This is a genomic window from Streptomyces lacaronensis (assembly GCF_047337785.1).
In the GTDB taxonomy this organism is placed as follows: Bacteria; Actinomycetota; Actinomycetes; order Streptomycetales; family Streptomycetaceae; genus Streptomyces; species Streptomyces lycopersici.
Genome location: NZ_JBLHDK010000003.1, coordinates 8,963,281 through 8,980,785, shown reverse-complemented (window position 1 = coordinate 8,980,785; position 17,505 = coordinate 8,963,281). Strand labels below are relative to the sequence as shown.

Below are 17,505 nucleotides of genomic sequence, written 5' to 3'. Positions count from 1 at the left end.
GATCAGCGCGGACATGGGTTTCACTCGGCTGAGCACCCACACCAGGGATGAGGCGCACCGACATGGGCAACGACCGCCACCAGCACGATCACCGGCATGGAGCGGGCGGACATGCCGGGCATTCGCACGGAGTGGCGGCGGACGCCGACCGGCGCTGGCTGGCCATCGCTCTCACGCTGATCACCGCCTTCATGGCCGCCGAGGTCGTCGTCGGCATCGTGGCTCGTTCACTGGCCCTGATCTCGGACGCCGCGCACATGCTCACCGACGCCGCGTCCATCGTGCTCGCGCTCATCGCCATGCGGCTTTCCGCTCGTCCGGCTCGCGGTGTCTACACCTACGGTCTCAAGCGTGTGGAAATCCTCTCCGCCCAGGCCAACGGGCTCACGCTGCTGCTGCTCGGAGCCTGGCTGGCCTACGAGGGCGTCGAGCGGTTGATCAACCCGCCGGAGGTCGAGGGAGCACTGGTGCTGGTCACGGCGCTCGTCGGCATCGCCGTCAATGTGATCGCCGCCTGGTGCATCTCGAAGGCCAACCGCACCTCGCTCAATGTCGAAGGCGCCTACCAGCACATCCTGAACGACCTGTTCGCCTTCATCGGCACCGCTGTCGCCGGCCTCATCGTGGTGACCACCGGATTCGCCCGCGCCGACGCCATCGCCACCCTGGTGGTCGTCGCCCTCATGTTCAAGGCGGGATACGGCCTGCTGCGCGAGAGCGGGCGCATCTTCCTCGAGGCGGCGCCAACCGGCCTGAGCCCGGACCGGATCGGCGACCAGCTCGTCGCCCACGCCGCCACGGCCGAGGTGCACGATCTGCACGTGTGGGAGATCACCTCTGGACAGGCGGCGCTCTCCGCCCACGTCCTGGTCGTTCCCGACGGCGACTGTCACGCCGTACGGCGTGATCTGGAGCGGATACTGAATGACGACTACGGCATCACGCACACCACACTGCAGGTCGACCACGCTCCGGACGAGACCCTCCACGTGTCGGGTACCGATGGAGGGGCCGCCGGGGCCACGCATTGTGAAGACCCGCACGGCCCCGTGCACCGGGACGAACCGCATCCCCACTGATGCGGACCCTGGCCGGGGCCGGTGCCCCTCTCCGGCAACCGGCTGGTCGCCACCCACTACGGGCTCTACAACACCGTCTCCGGACTCGGCATCACCCTCGGCAACCTGGCCACCGGTGCCCTGTGGGGCTTCGCCCGGCGCCACCACGCCCTGTGGCTGACCTGGCTCGTCCTGACCGCCACCGGCCTGGCCTGCGCGGGCGCCGTCGCGGCGCTCGCCCGGGACGGGCAACTGTCGTCGCCGGCGCCGCAGCCCGCCACCGTCTGATCCGCTCCGGACTCCGGAGGCGACCAACCAGGGATGGACCGGCGGGGCGCCCTACCGGCGCCCCGCCGCTCGGACAGCACGAGAACTCCGGCCGGAGCGACCGCGCAACGCCATGGTGCCGCCGAGTGTCGGTGGAGGTTCATGCGTTCCCGCCGGCCCGGAAAGAGCGCCGCGGCGGCGGATACCGAGGGCCACGGCCGCGCTTGCGGCCACCGCGAACGCCGCCTCCGGGGCGGGGCCCAGGCGGGTGGCGAGCGTGGTGGTCGAACGGAGGGGGACGGTGGCAGTCAGTACCCGACGGGTCCAGGGCCCGGTGGACTTGGTGACCGTGCCGTCCGGGGCGACGACCGCGCTGACGCCGGTGGTGGAGGCGACGAGCACCGCGCGGTCGTGTTCGACGGCCCGCAGCCGCGCCATGGCGAGCTGCTGCTCGGGTTCGGCCACATTGCCGTCGCGCATGTACGTGGCGTTGTTGGTGGGTACGGCGATCAGGTTGGCGCCGGTACGGACGGCGTCGCGGACCTGGCTGTCGTACGCCACCTCGTAGCAGATGGACTCCGCCAGCCGCACCCGTCCGGCGTCCAGCCGTACCGGACCGCTTCCGGGTACGAAGTCGCGCGGGATGAGCTGGAGTTCTCCCAGCCCGCCGAAGACGTCGCGCAGCGGGATGTATTCGCCGAACGGCACCAGGTGCTGCTTGGTGTAGTAGCGGCCGGGACCCGTGCCGGGCCGCCACAGCAGACCGGCGTTGCGGATCCGTTCGCCCGGTGCGTCGAGGATCGCTCCGACCACGACGGGCGCGCCGAGGTCCGTCACGACGTCGGTGATCTGGCCGCGCAGCAGGGGGTCGGTGCGCGGGTCGGTGTCAGTGGCGTTCTCCGGCCAGAGCACGAGATCCGGCCGGGGTGTGCGCCCGGCCGCTACGTCATGGGCGAGTCGCCGGGTGGCGGCGATGTGGTTGGTGGCCACCTGTTCGACGCGAGCCTGCTCCTCCAGACTGCGGGCGCGGGGCACATTGCCCTGCACCACGGCCACCCGCGCCCGCTCGGTCCCGGCGGTCGAGGCCGTGGCGGGAATCAGCAACGCTCCGCAAGCGCAGGCGGCGACAGCCGCCGCCAGGCCCACGACCGTGCGACGCCGCCCTGATCGGGCGGTCGGCAGCGCGGCGAGGCAGCCCGCCACCAAGGCGACCACCGCGCTGACGGCCGGGGCGCCGCCGATCGAGGCCCACCCCAGCGCCGGGGACTCGGCCTGGCTGAAGGCGAGGCGCCCCCACGGGAAACCACCCAGCGGCACCCGGGACCGTACCGCCTCCGTGGCCACCCACCAGCAGGCCGCCCACAACGGCCACCCCGGCAGCCGGGCGAAGGCCGGGACGGCGCAGCTGAGCAGGCCCAGGAGCAGGGCCTGGGCGATGCTCAGCGCGGCCCATGGCAGCACGCCGAGGTTGGTCAGCCACCACAACAGCGGACCGAAGAACGCCAGCCCGAAGAGGGCGCCGAGAGTGAAGGCGGCGCGCGGTCTCCGGTACCGGAGCGCGGCGAGCAGCAGCGCCGGTCCCACGGCGGCGGCAGGCCACAGCCCGATCGGCGGGAAGGCCGCGACGAGCAGCAGACCGCCCGCGAGCGCCGCCACCGGGCCGCGCCACCACGCCCGAGGCCGTACGAGGGCGGCCCGGCTCAGCATCGCCCGATACCTGATCACGTTGTGTCCTCCACCGATTGGTCGTCACCGTCGGTCTGCGCTGTGGGCGCCGTAGGCGGGCTCGCCGCGCCCGTACGTCCGGCCCGTGCCATCCGTTCGTCCCGGGCACGCAGGCTCGCCAGGTAGGCGTTGTAGGCGGCCAGCGGGTCGTTGGCGTCGCCGCGGTCGATACGGCGGTCGATACGGCGCGCTTCGCGGGCGTCGGAGCGGACCCACTGGACGGCGAGGATGAGCGTGGTGATCAGGACGGGGATGTCGCCGGTGGCCCAGGCGATGGCGCCCGCGTTGTACTGGTCGTCGGCGAGCGAGCTGCCCCAGGGCCGGTCGAGCACCGTCCACCAGCCTTCTCCGATGAGGTCGGTCGAGCTCATCAGCGAGATGCTGAACCAGGAGTGGAACGGCATCGTGAGGATCATCACGAAGAGCTTGGCGAGGTGCGGGATGCGGTGCGGTCCCGGGTCGACGCCGATGATCACCCAGAAGAAGAGCAGCCCGACGACCAGGAAGTGCAGCAGCATCGCCAGATGACCGTAATGACTGCGCATCAGGGTCTCGAACAGCGGGGTGTAGTAGACCGCGAAGGCGCTGCCGATGAACAGCGCTCCGGCTACCACGGGGTGTGAGATCACCTTGATGCAGACGCTGCCCAGCACGGCCGTCAGCAGTTCGCGTGGACCGCGCCGGCCGCCCTTGGGGGCGGCGGGCAGGGCGCGCAGCGCGAGGGTGACCGGAGCGCCCAGTACGAGCAGGATCGGTGCCGTCATCGCCAGCGTCATGTGCTGGCCCATGTGCACGCTGAACAGCACCTTGCCGTACGTCCCCAAGCCGCTCATCGTCGCGATCACGATGACCACCAGACCCGCCAGCCACGAGACCGTACGGCCCACCGGCCACGTGTCGCCACGGGCCCGCAGCCTCCGCACGCCCGCCAGGTACATCAGGGCCGCGGCGGCGGTGCCGAAGCCGAATGTCCCCTCGAACCGCCACTCGGTGAACAGCGGCGTCCACGGAAAGCCGCCCAGCGGGGCGGGCATCGGGAACCCCAGCAGTTCCCGGACCGGGTCGTAGGACCCCGGCTCCCGCGCCGGGGCGGGGCTGCGGGACAGTCCGACGGCGAGGCCGACGGTGGCCGCCATCAGCAGCAGTTCGGCCGCGGCGAGCCGGGTGAAGGCGGTGCGCCGCCCGGCCTCGAGGCCCGGGAGGGTCCGCCTGCGGTGCCAGACGCCGCAGGCGGCGAGGGTGATGAGGGCCGCGGCCTTGGCGAGGAGCAGCACCCCGTAGCGGGTGGTGAACATCTGACCCGGTGAGTCGAGGCGGATGAGTCCGCTCACCATGCCGGTCGCGGCGACGGTCAGCAGACACCATGCGGCCAGCGGGCTGAAGCGCCGTACGGCCGCCGCCGTGTGGGACGGGGCCCGTACGGCGGTGGCGGTGACCGCCGCGAGCCCGCCGATCCACACCGTGGCGGCGAGCACATGCGCCGCGAGGCCGATCACGGCGGCGTCATGGTTGCCGGAGGCGGCGGAGTGGCCGGCGAACGCGGGTGGTACCAGTCCGGCAAGCGCCACGCAGAGACTCACAGCGGTGGCACCGCGGGTGGTCACGCCGGGCAGGAAGGTGGCGAGCAGCAGCGCGACAAGCGCGGTCAGGGCCAGGGCGCGGCCCTGTGGCGCGTTGATGGCGACGTCGGCGAGCAGCGCCGGTTCGAGAACGTCGGCGGGCGGCCGGGCCAGAAGGTCCGAGGCGGTCAACACCAGTGCCGTCAGGGTCGCCAGCAGCCAGACACCCGAGGACACGGCCGCCACGGCCAGGACCCGCAGCCGCCGCGCGCCCAGCCGCCGCTGGTCACCGGGTGCCAGGAAGGCGACCAGCAGCAGTGCGCCGACGGTGCACACCGCCGCGAGGTCCGTGGCGGCACGGGCCGGCGGCAGGCCCCACGCCGTGACCGGCCCGGCATCCGGCAGCCCCGGTACCGCCTCGGGGATGCCACCGCCGAACCGTACGGCCACCAGCAGCGCACCCGTGGCGACTACAAGTGCCGCCAGGGCCAGCAGCGGCGGGCGGAGCACACGCGAACGCGATATCGGCTCAACCGACATGGCGGGACCTCCTCTTGCGCAGCGCGTGCGCGGTGCCGCCCACGCCCGCCAGCACCACGGCCGCCCCGGCGGCCACCGGAAGCACACCGGACCCCGAGGACCCTTCGCGTGCCGAGTCCGTGCCGGAACGGGAGGAATCGGGGGCCGGGCTCGTCGTACGAGCCGCGGACACGGTGAAGGTGTAGCGGCCCGACACCGGGTGGCCGTCGGCGGAGACCACCCGGTAGCCGACGGTGTACCGGCCGGGTGGCACGTCGGTGGCCAGAGCTTGGCTCACGGTGCGGCCGTCGACCTTCAGCGCGCCGGTGGCGACGGAACGGCCGGAGGTACCGGTGACCGCGACGCGGCTGTAGCGGGCGTCCATCGGATCGTTGAAGGACAGGGAGACGCGGCTGGGCGGCGTGGCGAGCGTGGCGCCGTCGTCCGGTGTGCTGCCGGTCAGCCCGGTGTGCGCGGCGGCGGGTGACGCGGCGGCGATGGCCACGGCCGGGGTGGCGCCCATCAGCATGCCGACGGCGGTGGTGGCGCGCGGGAGGTGTGCGGTGAACATGGAGTGCCTTTACGTCCGGCCGCGGACGCGGCCGGGATCGGGCGGCCGGAGGTGCGGCGGCCGCCACGCCGGGTTCAGCCCGAGCAGGCACCGCCGCCCGGCACCGGCCGGAGCGGAAGCGGAACGCGTGGGATCACACGGCGATGCGGTGGGGCGCGCTCACCCCGGCACGGCGGCGCCCGGAACGCGACAGCGGTACGCGCGGGATCGCTCGCCGGAACCAGCGGCAGCCGCCGCACGGCGACCACGGCCCCCGGCAGCCGGAGGAGAAGCCGCTGCCGCGCGGCGGCCACGAGCGTGCGCAGCGGACGCAGCACCGCGTCCGTCACCCCGAGCAGCCGGGCGGCGAGCACCATGGTCACCACGTGCCCGACTGGCGCCTCCCAGGAGTGGTGGCCGGGAGCGGGTGCGTACTCCAGCCAGCCCGTCCCCGCGCGGGAGGCCGCCGCGGCGCACGCGCCCGGCAGCGTGTAGCCGAGGTGGAAGGCAGCCTGGGCACCGCCCAGGGCGGCGAGTACCTGCTCAGGAGCAAGCCGACGGCGGGTAGCCAGCAGGGAGCCGAGGAGCGCCGCCGAGCCGCAGCCGATCACGGCAGCACCCACGGGAACGCGTGCCCCGAAGGCGGTCCGGCACAGCAGCGGAAGCAGCACGGTGAGCGCGGCGAGGACGGCTGTACGGCCAGTGTCCATGGGCTGCCCGGCGCTCAGGGCCGGACGGTGGCGGACCGTTCTCATCTCTTCACCGTCTTCGAGGCTCCAGCCTGTTCCCCGGACCACGCTGCCACGGCCGGGCTCGGGCTCCCGCGAGAACGCAGCGTATCCCGCGGGGGCATCACCTCATTCGGCGGGGATGAGCCGGACCGTGCCGATGGCTCCGGCCGTCGCGAGGTCGGAGACCGCGGTGGCGTCGGGCGGGCTGACGAGCGCTTCGCCGGTCTCGACGGTGCAGGCTGACCGAGGGTTCTGGCATCGCCTGCGACGGGACGCGGTCCGCCGGTGCCGCGCCCATCGCTGTTATGTGGGGTCGAGGCCGTGGCTGCGAAGCCAGGACAAAGGGTCTATCGCGTCGCCGCCGCCGGGATGCACTTCGAGATGCAAGTGTGGCCCCGACGAGTTGCCCGAGCTTCCGGCGTAGGCGATGACCTCTCCCGCCTTGACGTGGCCGGCCCGGATTTTGGCACTGGCGAGGTGGCAGTACCAGGTCTCGGTGCCATCGGGGGCGGTGACGATGACCATATTTCCGTAGAACGGATTCCATTTGGCTTCGACCGTGCCGTCGGTGACGGCCATCACCGGTGTGTTCATGGGCACGGGGAAGTCGAGTCCGGTATGCCGGCTCGACCACATGGAGCCAGCCGCTCCGAACAGCTCGCCGACTCCTCGCTGTGCGACGGGAAGAGCGAACTTCGGGCGGAGCGCCTCCTTACGTGCCGCTTCCGCCTTTCTGTGTGCGGCTTCGGCCGCCTTCCGCCTCTGCTCCTGCTGTTGACGTCGCTTGAGATCGATGCGTCGCTGCGTACGGCTGGCGCGATCGGCGAAGTCATCCGCGCCACGTGTCACACCGGCGAGCTGCGCGTCGAGCCTGCCGTTGGCGGCCGATGGCTCGATGGCCGGTGCCGTGTCCGGGGCGGCTTGTGTGGCCTTCTCATCCTGGTCGTCGACGCTGACCGAGACGGCCGCCGCCCCTGTGATGGCCATAACGACAGCGGACGGAGCGGCGACGGTCAGGAGCGCGGATCGCCGGGCGGACGCACGACGATTGCGGACGTCGGCACGGCAAGGTCCGGGAGAGGCAACCTCCGCATCCCCGGTGGCGTCCTGGACATGCGCTGCCGGGCAGGGCGACTCATCGGCCTGGGAGGAAAGGAAGTTCGGTGAGGCAGGAGAGCCGCGGGAAGCGTCCCCATCCGCTGAGGCGCCCGTACTCCACGGCTGCGTCTGCGACTCGTACTCTTCGAGGCATGCTGTGGGGTAGACCCCATCGCGCCATTGGCCGGTGGAGTCCTCCCACTGGGCTGTGTGCCCGCTCGGGCCTGCCGGGCCGAGGTCTGCCGCGGACGAGTTCATCCCCGCATGGCCGGGGGCGCCCCACATCGTGGTGGGGTCATGGCCATAGGTGTTGCACGACAGTCGATGGGCGGACTCGTCGTAAAGGGCGGCGGCCGTGGTGTCGTACATGCTGGGCATCGCGCCGAACAGCGGGTCCTCGTCGCCGTAACCGCCAGATCTCACACCGCCGTGCTGGGCACCACCGTGGTAGGCACGGTGGACCCCATACGCGGCGTCGGGGGCGTGACCGGTCTCGGCCGGGGCCCAGTCCCCCGACGGCTGTCGCTCGTCAACCAACTGGCTTCTCTTCTGTCTCGGCGGTAGGAGCACCGACCGCGACGGTGTTCGAGCGGCACCGGCATCGGTCATCGTCAACGGGTCTGAGTACTCCAGCGCAGCCATCCGTACGGCTAATCTACTTAACACTATAGGGAATGGTGAAACCGCCACCACGCCCTGCATCGCTGCGGGCAGTGAGCGGGCGCGCGTGGGAGGGTCAGTGGCCGCCGCTCGACTCGACGGCGAGGCGCTTGGTGAACGTCTTGCCACCGTCCTTCGACTCGTACACGCCGTTCTGTGTCGCGGCCAGGACGTGCTGGGCGTCGACGGCGGTGAGCGCCTGCGGCTGTCCGCCGGGGACGGTGGCGAGCTTCTTCCATGCGGCGCCGCCGTCGGTGCTGCGGCTCAGCCCGCCGGAGGTGTCGATGCCGTAGAGGGCGTTCTTGGCCTTCCAGGAGAGGAAGGCCATCACCGGCTGCTTCCCCTTGGCGAAGGTCCTGCCCCCGTCGGTGCTGCGGGCGGTCCCTTCCGCGGTGGTGGCGAGGACGAGGCCGGCGTCGTCCGGGTTGACCGCGATGTCGAGCGCTTGGAGGGTCGCTCCGTCCTTCCAGGTGGTGCCGTTCTTGCTGGTGCGGAGCAGGCCGCCTGTGGAGTCGTAGCCGTAGATGGTGCCGTGTGCGTACTCCAGGGCGTGGAAGTCGGACTTCCCTGAGAGGGAGAGCGACCTCCAGGTCCTGCCCGCGTCGGTGCTCTTGATCAGTCCCTTGTTGCCGGGGCCGTCCGTTCCGGAGGCGGGGTGGCCGCTGGCGTAAAAGGTCTTGTCCTGGGCCACCGTGAAGCCCATGAAGTCGTCCTTGCTGTCGCCCACCAGCTTGGGATTGCCCTTGGAGTCGGGGGTGTAGACGCCTTCGTGGGTCGCGACGTACAGGCGCCGGTCGGACGGGTCCAGCCCGAGTCCGTGGATGTGGCTGACAGTCGTGACGGCAGCGGAAGAGTCCGTGTCGCCGTCACCGCCGGAGCAGGCGGCCAGCGTGAGGCCGACTGCGGCGGCCGTGGCCGCCTGGACGGCGCGGTGCGTCTTCATGAGTCCTCGGGGATCGTGGGGGCGGGCCGGGGCATGGCCGGGCGCGGCCCAGTAAGCGGCCCAGTAAGGAGTGTGTGGGCGGGCGACCGCCCCGGGCTCACCGGAGTGACCGGCTGAGCCCGGAACGGTCGGCGTGTGATCGGATCAGAGCTTGTCGAGGATGCCCTGGAGCTGCTTGACCTCGGTGGTCTGGTTCTTGACGACATCGTCGGCAAGCTTCTTCGCGGTGGCGTTCTTGCCGTTCTTCTGCTCGTCCTTGGCCATGTCGATCGCCCCGTTGTGGTGGTCGATCATCATCTGCGCGAACATCTTGTCGAAGTCCGGGCCCTTGGCGGCCTTCAGCTTCTTCATGTCCTTGTCGGACATGATCCCGGGCATGCCCGAGTTGTCGGAGCTGCCGGAGCCGTGATCCATACCGGGCATGCTGCTGTCGGAGCCGTGGTCCATGCCGGGCATGCTGCCGCCCGACTCGGGCTTGCCCCATGCCTTGAGCCAGGACCTCATCTTCTTGATCTCGGGATCCTGGGCCTTCTCGATGTCTCCGGCGAGGGTGCTGATCTTGGCGTCCTCGGCACGCTCGTCGGCGAGCTTGGACATCTCGACGGCCTGCTCGTGGTGGGGGATCATCATCTGCGCGAATTTCACGTCCGCGTCGTTGAACGTGCCCGGTGCGGGGTTCTCCCCGGTGGTCGCGCTCGCCGAGGCGGAGGTCTTGCTCTTGCTCCCGTGGTCCATGCCGCTCATGTCGTCGTCGTTGCCACAGGCGGCGAGGACCAAGCCTGCGGCGGCGACGGTGCTGACGAGAGCGATACGGCGGACGCGCGGACGGAGCGCGCTGCGCTTGATGGCGGTCATGTCGGAAACCTCTGTGTCTGTTCTGCGGAAAGTGGGTCGAACGGGGTGAGCGGGCAGCGCAAGCCGCCCACGGTGGCGTTCGGCCTAGATCCGCAGGACTGACAGTTGAGCGAGGTCAGGCGGTCTGCGCGGAGGGGGGTTGGGGCGCAGGGTCGCCACGGCGCCATCGCGAAGCCGTGCCAGCCAGTCCGTCCCGCGGCTCATAACCGCGCGGAGAAGACCGGCGAGAATCCACGTGCCGAGCACGGCCACGCACAGCGAGGCCATGTCCATCCCCATGGCCGGGGAGTGGGAGGAGGCCTTGCTGTCCTGATGGGAATCCGAAGAGTGCGAGGAGATGACAGCGTCCTGCGGTGAGGACATGCCGCCGCCGGTGTGGGCGGCTGTGGCCGATGTGTGAGCCGCTCCCGTGCTCGTGTGGGAGGCGCTGTCGGGATGGCCCATCGAGTGCATCACGAAAATGCCCATCGCGAGCACGACAACGAGCAGTAGATGCCCGAGGGCACCTGCTGCTCGTACGTTTCGGCTCGCCTGCACGTCGTGACTCCTTCTGTGGTCGCACCGCCCTCCGACAGTACCGAAGCGGACCGCATCATGCTGCCCGGGTCAGGCATGAGGGTGACCTACTAAGCTGTTTGGCAGTAATGGTAGCCGTAGAGAGGCGGGCGCATGCGTGCGTGGACACCACGTCAGTGGGCGGCGGCGGTGGCCGTGGCACTTGTCGCCGGAGCCGCGATCGGCGTGCCGACCGGAGTCGTACCCACGCCCTTCTACACCAGGATGACCCCGGTGCTGTGGTGGAACTACCCGGTCTGGGTGGTGTCATCGCTGCTCATGGGACTGCTGGTGGCGACGTATGTGAACGGGCCTCCGGCCGCGCGGGGCGATGGGCCGCGAGGGCGCCGGGCGCTGCTCGGGGGTGTGCTGTCGGCGTTCGCCGTCGGCTGCCCGATCTGCAACAAGCTGGTGGTGCTGGCCCTCGGGGTGAGCGGAGCCCTGTCGTACTGGGCCCCCGCACAGCCATTGCTGGCCATGGCCTCACTGGCGCTGCTCGCACACGCCCTGGTTCGGCGTCTGCGTACGGCCGCTGCGTGCCCCGCCCCGGCCATGCCCTCACGCCGAGGCTCCGCGGGGCTCCGGGACTCCGCCCACTACGATGAGCGGTCACTGGTGCCGGAGGCTTCGCGTTCCGGGGGCGAGGGGAGAGACCGTGCGTCAGCTGGGTGAGCTCGAGGCGGAGATCATGCACCGCCTATGGGCCTGGGGGCGGCCGGCGACCGCACGCGACGTACTGGTGGACCTCAGCAAGAAGCGGCCCATCGCCTACAGCACAGTGAAGACCGTGGCCGACATTCTGCACAGCAAGGGCATGCTGAAACGGCACAAGGAGGGGCGGGCCTGGGTGTACGAGCCCACGTGTACCCGGCAGCAGTACACGGCGTCGCAGATGCAGGAGGCGCTCGGCGGTAACCCGGATCCGGTCGGAACGCTGGTCAGTTTCATCGAACAGATCACACCGGAAGAGGCAGACGCCCTACGCTCGGCTCTCCGAGCGGCCAAGAAGCGGAGCGATGTGTGATCACAGCTGTGGCGCTGGCCGGATACGCGGCGCTGGTGGGTGCCGCGATGCCACCTCTGCTGTCACAGGCACGATGGCCCCACCGTGCGCCGGTCACAGCGGTCCTCGCGTGGCAGGGACTCATGGCGACGTTCGTCGTCGCCACCGCGCTCGCGGTGTACCACTTGGCCCTCACCGAGCAGCATGTACATGAAAGTCTCGTCGGGCTGCTCAGCGTCTGCGGTCTGGCCGCCGACGCCCCGGTAAGCGAGTCCGCGCCCTCCCTCGGGGACGCCCTGGCGCTCAGCGCTCCTGCCGTCATCGTGCTGCTGCCCCTCGGCTGGTTCGTGCTCTGTACCTGGCGGGCGCGCCGAGCGCGGCAGCGTCACCTCGACATGCTCGCCCTGGTCGGCGAGCCGGCCCCCGGATACGACGCCACGGTCGTGGACCATGGCACTCCCGCCGTGTACTGCCTTCCCGGGCGCCGACGTCGTGTGGTCATCACCCGGGGAGCCCTCGAGGTCCTGTCCGATGCGCAGATGCGTGCGGTGCTGGAACATGAGCGTGCTCACATCGAGGGCAGGCACCACCTTCTCCAGCTGCTCGTGGACGCGTTCTCCCGCGCCTTCCCCGGCCTGCCGCTCGCCCGGCACGCCAAGGAGCAGATCGCGCTGCTGGTAGAGATGGCGGCGGATGACAGAGCGCTGCGAAGCCACTCCAGGGAGGCGCTGGCGACCGCCATGTGTGAGGTAGCCGCAGGGCAGGCGCCGCAGGGCGCTCTGGGCGTCGGCGGGCCGGGAGCCCTCATCCGGCTGCGCCGCGTCCTCGCACCGCAACCCCGGCCGCACCGTGTGACGTGGCTGGGTGTCGTGGTGGCCAGCACCGCGGCTCCGCTGCTGCCGCTGCTGGTGGCCTGCGGGCCCTGATCACACCAGCCCTTGCCCCACACCTCCCGGGAGCCCCGGCCCGCCTTCCTGCCTGCGCCAGGAGCGCCGCTCGGGCAGAGGCTCCCGGTTCGCGAGGTGCTGCCGACAGAATACCGCTAGGCCGCTTAGCGGAGTAGCGGCGGGGCGTGAGGGCGTGGCGGGGGACGGCCAGGGCACGGGGATAGCCTCCCCTACCTGGAGTGCGATGCCGATCAACGCCGCGGCCCGAACTTTCCGCTAAGCAACTTAGCGGATAAGCGTATGCTGGCTGGATGCACATCGCTTATGTGCCCAGTCCGGCGCAAGGAGTCGTACACCTGGGGCCACTGCCTCTGAGGGGGTTACGCCTTCATCTGGGGCGCGGTCGCGCTCGGTGTCCTCGGTGCCTGGATCGGCTGCCGACGCCGAGGTGTCTCCCTGCTCGGCTTCGCGGACGCCGTGGCACCGGGCCTCGCCCTGGCCCAGGCCGTCGGCCGCTGGGGCAACTGGTCCAACCAGCCTCAACGACTGGACCTCGATCGCTGTCTTCGCCGTGGCTGTGGTCCTCCTCATCCGTTCGGCGAGGCGCGATGAACGCGGGACCCCGATGGACTCCGACACCGCATCCACACGCCCAGATCCGGAAGAGAGAACCGTGCCATGACCAAGGAAGCACAAAAGATCAAAGTGGGCCGACTGCAGACCCGCTCCCGGCCCTCTCGGATTGTCGGATGGTCCCTTATCGGGCTCAGCCTGATCACATTGGTGGTCAACTGGGTCGAGGAGTTCACCGATGCCGTGACGATCCTCCCGGGCGGCCATTCACCCTTCTATCTGGCGGGAAGCATCTGCGTCATCGTCGTCGGGGCATGGCGGGCCGGTCTCTTCGACGCCAGATAGCTCGCGGCTGCGTCGCATGGGCGGCTCGGGGAACACAGCCCGGCGGACAGTGCCGCGGACAGTACCGCGGACAGGCAGCGGCGGGGAGCGCGGGCGAGAAGCCGTGCGTCGCGGCGTGCGATGGGCCGGTCGCCCGCCAAGGAGCAGTTCCTCGACCGGGCAGCCCCGGAGCACTGTCGCCTCGACGGCGAGGTGCCCGGTCCACCGACCGGGCACCCCTCATGGGCGGCGCTGTTTACGCCCCTTGTCATGTGTGGTGGCCACAGCTCACTTAAAGGACCGCAGCCGCAGGCTGTTGGTCACCACGAAGACCGATGAGAACGCCATCGCCGCACCCGCGATCATCGGGTTGAGCATGCCGGCGGCGGCCAGCGGCAGGGCGGCGACGTTGTAGCCGAAGGCCCAGAAGAGATTGCCCTTGATGGTGCCCAGGGTTTTCCGGGAGAGCCGGATCGCGTCCGCGGCCACCCGGAGGTCACCGCGTACGAGGGTGAGGTCGCCCGCTTCGATCGCCGCGTCCGTACCCGTTCCCATGGCCAGGCCCAGGTCCGCGGTGGCGAGGGCGGCCGCGTCGTTGACGCCGTCGCCCACCATCGCGACCGTACGGCCTTCGCCCTGCAGGCGCTTGATCACATCCACCTTGTCCTGCGGCAAGACCTCCGCGATCACCTCGTCGATGCCGACGGCCCCGGCGACCGATGCGGCGACGGCCTGGTTGTCACCGGTCAGCAGCACCGGCCTCAGGCCCAGTCCCCGCAGCTCGGCCACCGCCTCGGCGCTGGTCTCCTTGACCGCGTCGGCGACGGTGAGCACCCCCCGCGCCTCACCGTCCCAGGCGACGGCGACCGCCGTACGCCCCTCGGCCTCCGCGGCGGCCTTGGCCTCGGCCAGCCCCCGGGGCAGTTCGATCGCCCACTCCCGCAGGAGCTTCTCGCGCCCGACGAGCACCGCGTGCCCGTCGACAACGCCCTGGACTCCGAGACCGGCGACGTTCTCGAAGTTCTCCGGCACGGGGAGGCTTCCGGCTCGCGCGATGGCTCCGGCCGCGACCGCCTGGGCGATCGGGTGCTCGGAGGCATGCTCCAGCGAACCTGCCAGCCGCAGCAGTTCCTCCTCGTCCACCTCCGGCGCGATGAAGACGTCCTGAAGCCGCATCCGGCCCGTGGTCACAGTCCCGGTCTTGTCGAGGACGACGGTGTCGACGCGGCGGGTGGACTCCAGAACTTCCGGTCCCTTGATCAGGATGCCGAGCTGGGCGCCACGTCCGGTGCCGACCATGAGAGCGGTCGGTGTCGCGAGCCCGAGCGCGCAGGGGCAGGCGATGATGAGCACCGCGACGGCCGCGGTGAAGGCGGCCGCGGCATCGCCGGTGACGAACAGCCAGGTCAGCAGGGTGCCCAGGGCTATGACGAGGACCACGGGGACGAACACGCCGGAGATCCGGTCGGCGAGGCGCTGCACCTCGGCCTTGCCGTTCTGGGCGTCCTCGACGAGCTTTGCCATCCGGGCGAGCTGAGTGTCGGACCCGATCCGGGTGGCCTCGACGACCAGCCGTCCACCGGCATTCACCGTGGCACCTGTGACGGTGTCGCCGAGCGTCACGTCCACCGGCACGGACTCACCGGTCAGCATGGAGGCGTCCACGGCCGAGTTTCCCTCGACGACGGTGCCGTCGGTCGCGACCTTCTCGCCGGGTCGTACGACAAAGCGGTCGCCGACCGCCAACTGCCCCACGGGAATGCGCACTTCCTTGCCGCCCCGCAACACCGAGACGTCCTTGGCGCCCAGCTCCAGCAGGGCCTTCAGCGCCGCGCCCGCCTTGCGCTTGGACTTCGCCTCCAGATAGCGCCCGGCGAGGATGAACGTGGTCACACCCGCCGCGGCCTCCAGGTAGATGGAGGAGGAGCCGTCCGAGCGGGAGATCGTGAATGCGAATCCGTGGCGCATGCCCGGCATCCCGGCATGCCCGAAGAACAACGCCCATACCGACCAGCCCAGTGCGGCGAGCGTCCCGATCGACACCAGCGTGTCCATGGTGGCAGCGCCGTGGCGGGCGTTTGTCCAGGCGGCCTTGTGGAAGGGGAACGCACCCCAGACAACAACCGGAGCCGCCAACGTCAACGACAGCCACTGCCAGTTGTCGAACTGCAGGGCCGGGATCATCGCCATCAGGACGACGGGCACGGAGAGTGCCAGCGACACGAGCAGTCGCTGCCGCAGAGAGACCGTCTCACCGTCGGGCGCGACCGGCCCGGATTCGGCTTCTCCACCGGTCGAAGGCGTGAGGGGCAGCGGCTCCTCGGCGGTGTAGCCGGTCTTCTCGACGGTGACGATGAGGTCGGCGACCCCAACCCCGTCGGCGTATGAGACCTTCGCCTTCTCCGTGGCGAAGTTGACGGTCGCCGTCACACCTTCCATGCGGTTGAGCTTCTTCTCGATGCGGGCCGCGCATGAGGCACAGGTCATGCCGCCGATGGAGAGCTCGACCTCGCTCGCGGGCGTCAACGTCTTCTCGGGAACCGTACTGGTCATGAAGGTTCTCCTGGGGAGGGCCGGGACGCACGGCGTCCGTATCAGCGGAGCGGTACGTCCCGGCGGGAAGGAATTCGCGTTCCTGAGGGAAGGGGCGGAGTGAGTCAGGCGGTGCCGACGAGCTCGTAGCCGGCCTCGTCGACAGCGGCTCGGACCGCCTCCTCGTCGAGCGGAGCACTCGACGTGACGGTCACCTCACCGGAGGCGGCGACGGCCTTGACCGCGGTGACGCCGTCCAGCGCGGATATCTCATGCGAGATCGCGCCCTCGCAGTGGCCGCAGGTCATGCCGGACACCTGGTACACGGTGGTGACGCCGGCGCTCTGGACGTCGGCTGTGGTGCCGGAGCCGCAGGAACCATCGGAACTGCAGCAGGAGCCGGAGGTGGTCTGTGAGGTCATGGCTTCTTCCTCGGGGTGTCGTTGCACGCGGTCGTCTGCCAGAGGGCGCGTTCTCCTGCCCTCCCATGACAGCCAATATACCCCCTAGGGGTATTCCCCGCACCTGCCTGTGCTGCCGAACACACTCGAGCTCGGAGGAAGTGCGGCTGCGCCGCACCCCGCACCCATCCCAGCGGCTTAATCGTGTTCGTCATCAGCCCAGCACGGCGTTCGCCAACATCGCGACCGCACTGCGACGGACGGAGAGACCGTCCTCCTCAGCACTGCCAAACCCGAGGACAGACCAGTGGCTCAGGCCCTCATCTCAAACCGACCCCGTCAGACGACCATCATCAAGAGCATCGTGGACATGGTTCCACCCATGCCGATGTGTGCTGCCAGCGCCGCGTCCGGTGCGGCGCCGAGCTTGCGGCGGCGGCCCTGGCCCGCCCGCTCCCCGGTCCGGGTCCTGTCCCACACGGAGACCGTCAAGGAAACCAGAAAGACAAGCACCGTGTCCGGCATGGAGAGCAGCCAGCGCCCCCAGTTGCGCCCCCGGCTCGCCGCCGTGCCACCCTTGCCGGTGCCCCGAACCCGCGCCCACACGGATGCGCCGATCGACAGCAGGAAGTAGACAGCCAGCGCCGCGACCGCGAAGCGCCACACGGGGGCCGACCCCCCAGCTCCCCCGTCATCGGTTGCGGCAGTGCCCATACCGGGCATGTCCATTCCGGGCATGGATTCCATGCCGCCCATGTGGCTCATGTCGGCCGCGTTACCCATGTTTTCCATCCCCGGCATGTGTGCCATCGAGGAGCCGCCCAGCGCGAGAACCGGACCGGACGACGTACTCGTCATGGCGAGCGTCATGATCACCATGCCTGCGCTGCCGACGATGAGGTGCACCCAGTGGCGGCCGTGCTTCCAACCACACTCGCGCGTGTGCTTGACCGCCATTGCGACGCCGCCGAGCCCGAGCAGGGCGAACACCGCCGCCCACCACATGCCGTAACTGGCGTACCAGGCGACAGTGGCGGGCAGGGCCATGGCGGCCATGCATAGGCCCATCAGCGCGTCACCCACCGCCGCGAATCGGGCTTCACCGTTGGTGGTCGCCACCCGTACCGCGCTGACGGCGGCTACGAGGGCGGATACCACCGCCACGGACCAACTGAGAGCCATGGGTTCCATGTTCACCTTCCTGATCGCCCGAGCCCTACGGCCGGGTGCGGTCGTACGCCGACTCTCCGCGCAGCGCGCTCGTT

The 17,505-nt window shown here is 70.4% G+C and carries 16 protein-coding genes and 2 pseudogenes; 7 read left to right on the top strand and 11 right to left on the bottom strand.

Annotated features, from left to right (window positions below; translation table 11 throughout):
- The first annotated feature begins 47 nt into the window (after positions 1 to 47).
- Both ACMTAK_RS38755 and ACMTAK_RS38750 read left to right on the top strand, forming a co-directional pair.
- A complete protein-coding gene (locus tag ACMTAK_RS38755; RefSeq protein ID WP_413810477.1) occupies positions 48 to 1,079 on the top strand; it encodes a cation diffusion facilitator family transporter in 1,032 nt (343 codons plus the stop codon).
- Between the two features lie 21 nt (positions 1,080 to 1,100).
- Positions 1,101 to 1,346: pseudogene (locus tag ACMTAK_RS38750) on the top strand (MFS transporter); the annotation flags it as partial.
- A 51-nt stretch (positions 1,347 to 1,397) separates the two neighbouring features.
- Here the strand turns inward: ACMTAK_RS38750 and lnt are convergent.
- The 8 genes from lnt to ACMTAK_RS38710 all read right to left on the bottom strand — a co-directional run bounded on the left by lnt (position 1,398) and on the right by ACMTAK_RS38710 (position 10,409).
- A complete protein-coding gene (lnt, locus tag ACMTAK_RS38745) occupies positions 1,398 to 3,050 on the bottom strand; it encodes an apolipoprotein N-acyltransferase (protein WP_413810476.1) in 1,653 nt (550 codons plus the stop codon).
- Positions 3,047 to 5,149 carry a cytochrome c oxidase assembly protein gene (locus tag ACMTAK_RS38740; RefSeq protein ID WP_413810475.1) on the bottom strand — a complete coding sequence of 701 codons (2,103 nt, stop codon included), beginning with the start codon at positions 5,147 to 5,149 and terminating at the stop codon, positions 3,047 to 3,049. The genes lnt and ACMTAK_RS38740 overlap by 4 nt, the downstream gene beginning before the upstream one ends.
- Complete coding sequence (locus tag ACMTAK_RS38735; RefSeq protein ID WP_413810474.1) at positions 5,139 to 5,699, bottom strand: copper resistance CopC family protein; 561 nt, start codon at positions 5,697 to 5,699, stop codon at positions 5,139 to 5,141. Before ACMTAK_RS38735 ends, ACMTAK_RS38740 begins: the two co-directional genes overlap by 11 nt.
- 74 nt (positions 5,700 to 5,773) lie before the next feature.
- Complete coding sequence (locus ACMTAK_RS38730; RefSeq protein ID WP_413810473.1) at positions 5,774 to 6,433, bottom strand: hypothetical protein; 660 nt, start codon at positions 6,431 to 6,433, stop codon at positions 5,774 to 5,776.
- 279 nt (positions 6,434 to 6,712) lie between these two features.
- Positions 6,713 to 7,396 (bottom strand): M23 family metallopeptidase, encoded by a 684-nt coding sequence (locus tag ACMTAK_RS38725; RefSeq protein ID WP_413810472.1) that lies wholly within the window; start codon positions 7,394 to 7,396, stop codon positions 6,713 to 6,715.
- A gap of 847 nt (positions 7,397 to 8,243) precedes the next feature.
- Positions 8,244 to 9,110, bottom strand: a complete 867-nt coding sequence (locus ACMTAK_RS38720; protein ID WP_413810471.1) for a F510_1955 family glycosylhydrolase — start codon at positions 9,108 to 9,110, stop codon at positions 8,244 to 8,246.
- 144 nt (positions 9,111 to 9,254) lie between these two features.
- Complete coding sequence (locus ACMTAK_RS38715; RefSeq protein WP_413810470.1) at positions 9,255 to 9,965, bottom strand: DUF305 domain-containing protein; 711 nt, start codon at positions 9,963 to 9,965, stop codon at positions 9,255 to 9,257.
- Positions 9,966 to 10,049: 84 nt separating this feature from the next.
- Positions 10,050 to 10,409 (bottom strand): hypothetical protein, encoded by a 360-nt coding sequence (locus ACMTAK_RS38710; RefSeq protein ID WP_413813132.1) that lies wholly within the window; start codon positions 10,407 to 10,409, stop codon positions 10,050 to 10,052.
- A gap of 225 nt (positions 10,410 to 10,634) precedes the next feature.
- Here ACMTAK_RS38710 and ACMTAK_RS38705 point away from each other — a divergent pair, with 225 nt between their 5' ends.
- From ACMTAK_RS38705 to ACMTAK_RS38685, 5 genes and pseudogenes are all read left to right on the top strand, one after another.
- On the top strand, positions 10,635 to 11,192 hold the full coding sequence (locus ACMTAK_RS38705) for a hypothetical protein (RefSeq protein WP_413810469.1): 558 nt from the start codon (positions 10,635 to 10,637) through the stop codon (positions 11,190 to 11,192).
- Positions 11,176 to 11,544, top strand: a complete 369-nt coding sequence (locus ACMTAK_RS38700; RefSeq protein ID WP_413810468.1) for a BlaI/MecI/CopY family transcriptional regulator — start codon at positions 11,176 to 11,178, stop codon at positions 11,542 to 11,544. The genes ACMTAK_RS38705 and ACMTAK_RS38700 overlap by 17 nt, the downstream gene beginning before the upstream one ends.
- Positions 11,541 to 12,449, top strand: a complete 909-nt coding sequence (locus tag ACMTAK_RS38695; RefSeq protein WP_413810467.1) for a M56 family metallopeptidase — start codon at positions 11,541 to 11,543, stop codon at positions 12,447 to 12,449. Before ACMTAK_RS38700 ends, ACMTAK_RS38695 begins: the two co-directional genes overlap by 4 nt.
- 272 nt (positions 12,450 to 12,721) lie before the next feature.
- Positions 12,722 to 12,995: pseudogene (locus ACMTAK_RS38690) on the top strand (prolipoprotein diacylglyceryl transferase family protein); the annotation flags it as partial.
- Positions 12,996 to 13,088: 93 nt separating this feature from the next.
- Positions 13,089 to 13,328, top strand: a complete 240-nt coding sequence (locus ACMTAK_RS38685) for a hypothetical protein (protein WP_413810466.1) — start codon at positions 13,089 to 13,091, stop codon at positions 13,326 to 13,328.
- A gap of 267 nt (positions 13,329 to 13,595) precedes the next feature.
- Here ACMTAK_RS38685 and ACMTAK_RS38680 read toward each other — a convergent pair whose 3' ends face one another.
- From ACMTAK_RS38680 to ACMTAK_RS38670, 3 genes are all read right to left on the bottom strand, one after another.
- Complete coding sequence (locus ACMTAK_RS38680; RefSeq protein ID WP_413810465.1) at positions 13,596 to 15,860, bottom strand: heavy metal translocating P-type ATPase; 2,265 nt, start codon at positions 15,858 to 15,860, stop codon at positions 13,596 to 13,598.
- A 104-nt stretch (positions 15,861 to 15,964) separates the two neighbouring features.
- Positions 15,965 to 16,261, bottom strand: coding sequence for a heavy-metal-associated domain-containing protein (locus ACMTAK_RS38675; RefSeq protein WP_413810464.1), 297 nt, complete (start codon positions 16,259 to 16,261; stop codon positions 15,965 to 15,967).
- Between the two features lie 318 nt (positions 16,262 to 16,579).
- The gene (locus tag ACMTAK_RS38670) at positions 16,580 to 17,359 is read right to left on the bottom strand and encodes a DUF5134 domain-containing protein (protein WP_413810463.1); all 780 of its coding nucleotides are present in this window, start codon (positions 17,357 to 17,359) and stop codon (positions 16,580 to 16,582) included.
- Positions 17,360 to 17,505: the final 146 nt, after the last annotated feature.